The sequence below is a fragment of the Mesorhizobium sp. M2A.F.Ca.ET.037.01.1.1 genome (assembly GCF_003998075.1).
Taxonomy (GTDB): domain Bacteria; phylum Pseudomonadota; class Alphaproteobacteria; order Rhizobiales; family Rhizobiaceae; genus Mesorhizobium.
In genome coordinates, this window is the sequence record NZ_RZSA01000248.1 from 1 (window position 1) to 7,342 (window position 7,342).

Sequence of the window (7,342 nt, forward strand, 5' to 3'; positions counted from 1 at the left end):
CCATAGCTCTTCCAGACCTTGTCGAAGGTGATGAGCAGGGGAGCCGACATGTCGTCAGCTCCGCTGCTGCGCGCCGGTGATGACTTGCGCGCCCTCATCGAGGCCGGAGGTGATCTCGGTCAGCTCACCATCGGTCGAGCCGATCCTGACGTTCACCGGATGCGGCCGGCCGTTCTCCAGCACATAGAGCGTGCGCGAGCCGTCGGTCGGCGCCTTGGTCGGCTCGCGCTGCCGATTGGGGCGGCCCATGCGGCCGGTGAAGAGATCGCTCAGGCTCCAGCTGCGCGCCTGCTGCTGCATCGGGCGATAGCGGAAGGCCGTCGAAGGAACGGTAAGCACGCCCTTGGCCTGCCTTGTGACGACCGAGACCGTGGCCGTCATGCCGGGCCTGAGCAGAAGCTCGCCATTGTCGACTTCGAGCCGCGCATTGTAGGTGACGACGCCATCGGTGGTGACCGAGGCGTAGGAGATGTCGCGGATCTCGGCGTCGAACGGGCGGTCGGGGAAGGCATCGACGGTGAAGCGGGCGTGCTGGCCAGGTTTGACCTGGCCGATGTCGGCCTCGTCGACCGCCGCCCGCAATTCCATGTTGCGAAGGTCGGCGGCGATGACGAACAGCACCGGCGCCTGCAGCGAGGACGCGACCGTCTGGCCGGGATCGACCGAGCGTGTGAGCACGATGCCGTCGATCGGCGCATAGATGGTGCTCTTGGCCAGGTCTGTCTGCTGCGCCTTGAGTTCGGCCTGGGCGATGGCGAGATTGGCCTCGGCGCTGTCGAGCGCTGCCTTCGAGCGGTCGCGCGTTGCGGTTGCCGCTTCGAGCGACTGGTCCGTCGCCATGCCGCGCTTGGTCAGCGCGCTGGCGCGCACCACCGCGTTCTCGTTCTCCTGCAGTGTCACCTTGGCGTCCTCGACGGCGGCCGCAGCCGCCTTGGCGGAGGCGGTGGCGCGCTCGATCTGGACCTCCAGCTTGGCGGTATCGAGCGTCGCCAGCACGTCGCCCTTCTTGACCTGCTGGTTTTCATTGACCGCAACGGAGCGGACGATGCCGGAAAGCTCGCTGGAGATGTCGACCTGGGTCAGCGGCTGCAGCGTGCCGGTGGCGGATACTTCGACGGTGAGGTCCGCGGTCGCCGCCGGCACGGTGGTGTATTCAATCCTGGGGGGCGCCGCGGCGTACCATTGATAAAGGGTAATGCCGACCGCTGCGACCGCTATCGCCAGCAGGGCGTAAAGCCAGAGGCGGCGACGCTTGCGGCTTACGCCCTTGCGGTCCAGGCCGAGCGCGGCCTCTATGGAAGTACCGGATTCCGCCTTTGGCGGATTGACAACCTGGTCCACCCCGGACCCCTATGCTGGAAATCGATGTCCCTGTCCGTGCACAGATCAGGCTTTGAGGTTCGAATTTCAAATTAAATTTCCCTCATGTTGGGATTGGGGCAGAAATTCGGGGCGAGGCGAAAGGTTTTCTCCATGGCGCGCAATTACTTGCTTTACGATGTGTTTACCACCGAAAGGCTGGCCGGAAATCCGCTTGCGGTGGTACTCGACAGCGATGGGCTCGACACTGCCGGCATGCAGGCGATCGCGCGCGAATTCAACCTGTCTGAGACGGTGTTCGTGCTGCCTCCAGACAATCCGATGCACCGCAACCGTATCCGCATCTTCACGCCCGACTATGAAATGCCTTTCGCGGGCCATCCGACGGTCGGCTCGGCCATCGCGCTGGCGGAACTCGCCGAGGAGGAGGCCGGCATTTTCGTGCTGGAGGAGAATATCGGGCCGGTGCGTTGCGCGGTGAGCAAGCATGACGGCTCTACTTTCGCCGAGTTCGACCTGGCGAAACTGCCGGAAGCCTTGGAGCTCAAGGCCGATCCGGAAGCGATCGGCGCCGCGCTCGGCCTTGGCCCGCACGAGATCGGCTTCGAGAATCACCGCGTCGCCTTCTGGTCGGCCGGCGTGCCTTACGTGACCGTTCCCGTTGCCGGATTGGAAGAGGCGGCCAAGATCAGGCTCGACAACCAGGCGTGGTCGGAATTGGCGCCCCGCAAGAGCGAATGGGCTTTCGCCAGTCCATACGTCTATTGCCGAGAGACAGTACATCACGACAGCGCTTTCCATGTCCGGATGATCGTGCCCGGCACGCCGTCCTACGAAGATCCCGCGACCGGTTCGGCTGCAGCGGCCTTTGCCGGCGCCATCATGCATTTCGACACCCCGATCGACGGCGTCTCGCAGCTCTGGATCGAGCAGGGCCTGGAAATGGGCCGGCCCTCGCGCATCCGGCTGGAACTCAATGTCGATGGCGGAAAACTGGCCTCCGCGCGCATCGGCGGCCATGCCGTCAGGGTCGCGGAAGGCAAGCTTTTTGTGTGACGGGTGCGGCAATTCGGCGATTTGTCGGGAAATGATCCGGCAGGGCTAGACATCCCCGGAAGCGGCGGCTATATGCGCCGCCGACGCTGGTTTTCCCGGCGGTGTGGGTGTGTAGCTCAGTTGGTAGAGCAGCTGACTCTTAATCAGCGGGTCCACAGTTCGATCCTGTGCACACCCACCAATTTTCCGATGGTATTTCTCCTTTTAGCCCGCCTTCGCGGCGGATTGAGCCGTTAAGGCTCAAGACCTGCAACGATCGCCCGTCAGACAGCTCTCATGACGATTGCTGCCCAACCGGCGATCGCAGGATCAATCCATAAGTGGCAATGCCGCACCAGGCCACGGAAGATGTCCGCTACGCCTGGAAGAATTCCTCGATGTCATCCAGAACGGTGATGGTTGCAACGATGTCCAACGGACTATCCCAGTCGACATGAAGAAGGAATTCAACGCCTCCTGCTTCCCCGCCGGCCACGCCGTGGGGGCCAACATTGGTCACATAAACATTAGCGGAGCCAAGATTTGGGCGCCCAAGCGTCTTCGGTCCGCCACCAAAGCCACCGAAGGCAGGTATAAATTCCGCTGCTGTTATGATCACCGCAGAGTCTAAGTTGATCGGGTCCCAATTGAAGTTCTGACGAATTGTGCCTTTCATTCCCCGATACAGTACTCTAATCGAACGAGCCACGCCTTCCTCCGTTTCTGAATAAATATCAACATTGGAATAACCACTATGTGATTTGGCATGGCCTCGGAATTTGATCTGTGATGATAATCACAAATCATCCGAAATTAATCGTAAGATGATCTTTAGCTGATCCGGCGTCAGATCAGTGCATCTGGCAAAATCCGCTAAATTTACATAAATTTAAGCCGATTTGCAGAAACAGAAAATTGCGGACCAATCTGTTGGGAAGTTCCGTTATTTCTCCGAAACACCCGCCTCGGCAAAGCTTGCCATCCTGGCATGGCATTCCAGCGCCGAGCGCACGATGTTGACGGCGAGGCAGGCGCCTGAGCCTTCGCCGAGCCGCATGCCTAGATCGAGCAGCGGCGGCAGGCCGAGCGCTTCGAGCAGGCGGCGGTGGCCGGCTTCCGCCGAGACATGGGCGGCGATGGTATGGGCGAGGCCAGTTGGATGCAGCCTCGCGAGCGGAGCGGCGGCGGCGGTGCACACAAAACCGTCGAGCAGCACCGGCACGTTGTTCTTGCGCGCGGCGAGCGTGGCGCCAAAGATGGCCGCAAGCTCGCGGCCGCCAAGGGCGGCAGCGATCTTCAAAGGGTCTGAGAGCGAATCGACATGGCGCTTCAGGCCGGCTTCGATCGCCACCACCTTGCGCTTCAATCCGGCATCGTCGATGCCGGTGCCACGCCCGGTCCATTTCTCCGCGCTGCCGCCAAAGAGGGCGGTGGAGATCGCGGCCGCCGGGGTGGTGTTGCCGATGCCCATCTCGCCGAAGCAGACGAGATCGAGGTCACTCGTTACTGCGTCGTAGCCGGTCGAGACGGCGGCGAGGAAGTCCTGCTCGTCCATCGCCGGCACTTGCGTGAAATCGCCGGTCGGATGGTCGAGATCGAGCGGGATGACGTCGAGCTTGGCGCCGGCGATGCGGGCAAGCTGGTTGATGGCGGCGCCGCCGCCGGCGAAGTTCGCCACCATCTGTACCGTCACTTCCGACGGATAGGCCGAGACGCCTTGCGCGGTGACACCGTGATTGCCGGCAAAGACGAAGACCTTCACATGATCGAGCTTGGGCATGTCGCGGCCCTGCCAGCGGCCGAGCCACGCGGCGATCGTTTCCAGCCTGCCAAGGCTGCCCGGCGGCTTGGTCAGAGTGTCCTGGCGGCGGGCGACGGCTCCGGCGGCGGTGTCGCTGCCAGTCGGAAGATCGAGGCAGGCGGCGCGAAGGTCTTCGAGCGATTTGAACGAGGCTGGTTGGGGGGACATGGGGGCAAGGTCTCCGAAACAGAATCAGGAAAGGCAGACGGAAGCGACGAGAAGAACGGCGATCTCGCCAAGCTGCTGCAGCGCGCCGATCGTGTCGCCGGTCTGGCCGCCGATCTGGGCGAGGCAAAGCGCGCGGAAGCCCGCGAAGACCAGGCCGAGCAGGATCAGCGCCGCGATGGCGCCGCCGAGGCCGAGCGCCAGCAGCGCCACGGCGCCGAGCGCAGCGCCGATGGCGGCGGTCTGGCTTGCGACAAAGCCCGCATTCGCCGACAGACCGTCGCTGCGGGCCGGCGGCAGAAGATGCATGAAGGCGCCGAAAAGCCCGCGCGAAGCGGCGTGCGCGGCGAGCAGCGCCAGGAAGATGTGGCCGGGACCGGCGAGTTCGGACAGCGCGCTCCAGCGGATAAGCAGCGACAGCCCAAGCGCGGCCGCGCCATAGGCGCCGATGCGGCTGTCGCGCATGATCTCCAGCTTCCTGTCGCGCGTCCTGCCGCCCCAAAAGCCGTCAGCGATGTCGGAAAGCCCATCCTCATGCAAGCAGCCGGTGGGGAGCATGGTCGCGGCGAGCGTGAGCGCCGCAGCAGGGCCGGTGGCAAGACCCAAGCTGTAGGCGATGGCGCAGACAAGCGCACCGATGATCGCCACTGCAAGACCGGCGAAGGGCGCCGCCCAGATCGCGTCGGCAAGGCTGCGGCCGCCGAAATCGCTCGACGGCAATCTCAGCCTGGTGAAGAAGACGAGGCTGAGGCCGATATCGTCAAGCAATTGCCGGGGCGCCGAAGGGCCGCTCATGCGCTCCTCGCAATGGCATGGAAAAAGGTGCCGCTGACATGGCCGCGCCGGTAGCCGGAAGCGCCGAGCGGGTTGCCCTGGCCGTCGGCAAGATCGGCCAAGGGCTCGTCATTGCCGATGGCCGTCATCTGGGCATAGTGGAATTCGTGGCCGCGGATCAGCGTGCCTTCCGGCCCCAACGGGCAGGCGGCGCGCAGCCGCGCCTCGCGATAACCGAGATTCATCTTGCGCCTGGCGAAGCTGGTCGAATGGCCAAGCAGGCCGAGCATCTTATGGCTTGTCCCCTCCGCGTCTTCCAGCTCTTCGCCCAGCACCATGAAGCCGCCGCACTCGCCGTGAACCGGCTTCGTCGCCGCAAAGCGGGCCATTCCCGCCTGGAATCTCGTCGCGGCCGCCAGCTTGCCGGCATGCAGCTCGGGATAGCCGCCTGGCAGCCAGCAGACATCGCAGTCCGGCGAAGGCCCCTCGTCGGCAAGCGGCGAGAAAGGCACGATCTCGGCGCCGGTCTTGCGCCAATGCGTGGCGACATGCGGATAGAGGAAGGTGAAGGCGGCATCCTCAGCTAGCGCGATGCGCTGCCCGGGCGGCTGCAGCGCGTCACCGAAGTCGCCGGCCGCTGGTTCGAGCGGTTTCGCCAACGCCAAGATGGCATCGATGTCGAGCGACCTTTCGACCATGTCGGCCAGCCGGTCGAGATGCGCCATCAGGTTCTCGTACTCGCCGGCCTGGACGAGGCCGAGATGCCGTTCCGGCAGGTTCAGCGTCGGATCGCGCAGTATGGCGCCGACCACAGGCAGGCCGATCGCCTCGATGGCGTCGCCGGACAGCCGCCGGTGGCGTTCGCTGCCGAGCCTATTGAGCACGACGCCGGCCATGCGCACATCCGGATCGTAGGTCGCGAAACCCTTGGCCACCGCCGCCGCCGTGGTCGACTGTCCGGAAACGTCTAGCACCAAAAGGACGGGCAGGCCGTAGAGCCGGGCGAGATCGGCGGCCGAGCCTGAGCGGCCTTGCGAGGCGGGGATGCCGTCAAACAGGCCCATGGCGCTTTCGAGGATGATGTATTCGGCGTCGTCCGCAGCCTGGGCCGCCAGCGCGTTGAGCAGGGCAGGCGACATCGCCCAGCTGTCGAGGTTGACGCCGGAGAGGCCGGTGGCGGCGGTGTGGAAGCCGGGATCGATATAGTCCGGTCCGGATTTCGCGCCGCGCACTTTCAGGCCGCGCCGGGCGAGCGCGCGCAACAGGCCGATGGTGACGCTGGTCTTGCCCGAGCCGGAGCGCGGCGCGCCGATGATGATCGCGCGCGCCGTCATGCGCCGCCCGTCAGTGCCGCGCGCATGGCGACGATGCCGCCGACGACGATCAGCGCCGGCGAAGCGAGCCCTGCGGCAGCGGCTTCGTCCGCGATGGTGGAGAGCGTGGCTACGACGATTCGTTCCTGCGGTGTGGTCGCCGCGACGATCACCGCGGCGGGGGTCGTCGGCGCGAGGCCGCCCTCGAGCAGCTTTGCCGCGATCACCGGCAAATTGGCCATGCCCATATAGACGACGACCGGCTGTCCGGTGCGGGCGATCGCCGCCCAGTCGATATCGTCATCGGTGCCTGCCGCATGGCCGGTCGCCAGGATGACGGCCTTGTTGATGCCGCGCATGGTGGCGGGAATGCCGGTCGCGGCCAGCGCGCTGAGACCGGAGGTCAGGCCGGAGAGCACCCGGAACGGGATTTTCTCGCCCGCCAACGCCAAGGCCTCTTCGCCGCCACGGCCGAAAATGTAGGGATCGCCGCCCTTGAGCCGCACGACGCGGCGGCCATCGCGCGCCAGCCGCACAAGCAGGGCGTTGATGTCGTCCTGCTTCATCGAAGGCTGGCCGCCGCGTTTTCCGGCGTAGAAGAGTTCGGCGCCCTGGGCGACCGCCACGACGTCGGGCGAGACCAGCGCGTCATAGACGAGCGCGTCGCATTGCCCGAGCGCCGCCAGCACCTCAAGCGTCAGGCAGCCGGGATCGCCGGGGCCGGCGCCGGCCAGCCAGACATGGCCCGGTTCCAGCTCACGCGGTTTGAAGTTCAGCCGCGCCAGCGCCTGCTCCACATTTGCCCGTCCGTTCATGTTGGCGCCGCCGTTCACAATCCGTCCCGTCCGCGAAAACGCCGCTGGTAGTGGGCGTCGTAGAGTGAGCTTTCGCCGAAATCCTGCGCGGCGAGCGCGCTGCCGACGAAGATGATCGC

7 protein-coding genes, 1 tRNA gene and 1 pseudogene are annotated in these 7,342 nt (G+C 65.1%); 2 read left to right on the plus strand and 7 right to left on the minus strand.

The window, feature by feature from the left end; all coding sequences use genetic code 11:
* Window positions 1-54: 54 nt before the first annotated feature.
* Window positions 55-1,341: an efflux RND transporter periplasmic adaptor subunit gene (locus EOA27_RS14570; protein ID WP_126082091.1), complete on the minus strand. Its 1,287-nt coding sequence runs from the start codon at window positions 1,339-1,341 to the stop codon at window positions 55-57.
* A gap of 132 nt (window positions 1,342-1,473) precedes the next feature.
* Between EOA27_RS14570 and EOA27_RS14575 the strand changes: the two genes are divergently transcribed.
* Both EOA27_RS14575 and EOA27_RS14580 read left to right on the plus strand, forming a co-directional pair.
* Window positions 1,474-2,376, plus strand: coding sequence for a PhzF family phenazine biosynthesis protein (locus EOA27_RS14575; protein ID WP_126082092.1), 903 nt, complete (start codon window positions 1,474-1,476; stop codon window positions 2,374-2,376).
* 105 nt (window positions 2,377-2,481) lie between these two features.
* Window positions 2,482-2,557: transfer RNA gene (locus EOA27_RS14580), tRNA-Lys, on the plus strand.
* 174 nt (window positions 2,558-2,731) lie between these two features.
* On the opposite strand, the gene EOA27_RS14585 is transcribed toward EOA27_RS14580, so the two are convergent.
* The 6 genes and pseudogenes from EOA27_RS14585 to EOA27_RS14610 all read right to left on the minus strand — a co-directional run.
* On the minus strand, window positions 2,732-3,064 hold the full coding sequence (locus tag EOA27_RS14585) for a hypothetical protein (RefSeq protein ID WP_126060191.1): 333 nt from the start codon (window positions 3,062-3,064) through the stop codon (window positions 2,732-2,734).
* 234 nt (window positions 3,065-3,298) lie between these two features.
* The gene (cobT, locus tag EOA27_RS14590; RefSeq protein WP_126082093.1) at window positions 3,299-4,324 is read right to left on the minus strand and encodes a nicotinate-nucleotide--dimethylbenzimidazole phosphoribosyltransferase; all 1,026 of its coding nucleotides are present in this window, start codon (window positions 4,322-4,324) and stop codon (window positions 3,299-3,301) included.
* Window positions 4,325-4,348: 24 nt separating this feature from the next.
* A complete protein-coding gene (locus EOA27_RS14595) occupies window positions 4,349-5,116 on the minus strand; it encodes an adenosylcobinamide-GDP ribazoletransferase (protein ID WP_126082094.1) in 768 nt (255 codons plus the stop codon).
* A complete protein-coding gene (locus EOA27_RS14600) occupies window positions 5,113-6,429 on the minus strand; it encodes a cobyrinate a,c-diamide synthase (RefSeq protein ID WP_126082095.1) in 1,317 nt (438 codons plus the stop codon). Before EOA27_RS14600 ends, EOA27_RS14595 begins: the two co-directional genes overlap by 4 nt.
* Entirely contained in the window at window positions 6,426-7,223 is a 798-nt protein-coding gene (cobA, locus tag EOA27_RS14605; protein ID WP_126082096.1) for a uroporphyrinogen-III C-methyltransferase, read from the minus strand. The genes EOA27_RS14600 and cobA overlap by 4 nt, the downstream gene beginning before the upstream one ends.
* Window positions 7,224-7,237: 14 nt before the next feature.
* Window positions 7,238-7,342 (minus strand): annotated as a pseudogene (locus tag EOA27_RS14610) (precorrin-4 C(11)-methyltransferase); the annotation flags it as partial.

Coding starts and splice junctions, on each gene's coding strand:
- EOA27_RS14575 (WP_126082092.1), top strand. CDS start 1,474: ATGGCGCGCAATTACTTGCTTTACGATGTGTTTACCACCGAAAGGCTG.
- cobT (WP_126082093.1), bottom strand. CDS start 4,324: ATGTCCCCCCAACCAGCCTCGTTCAAATCGCTCGAAGACCTTCGCGCC.
- EOA27_RS14595 (WP_126082094.1), bottom strand. CDS start 5,116: ATGAGCGGCCCTTCGGCGCCCCGGCAATTGCTTGACGATATCGGCCTC.
- EOA27_RS14600 (WP_126082095.1), bottom strand. CDS start 6,429: ATGACGGCGCGCGCGATCATCATCGGCGCGCCGCGCTCCGGCTCGGGC.
- cobA (WP_126082096.1), bottom strand. CDS start 7,223: ATGAACGGACGGGCAAATGTGGAGCAGGCGCTGGCGCGGCTGAACTTC.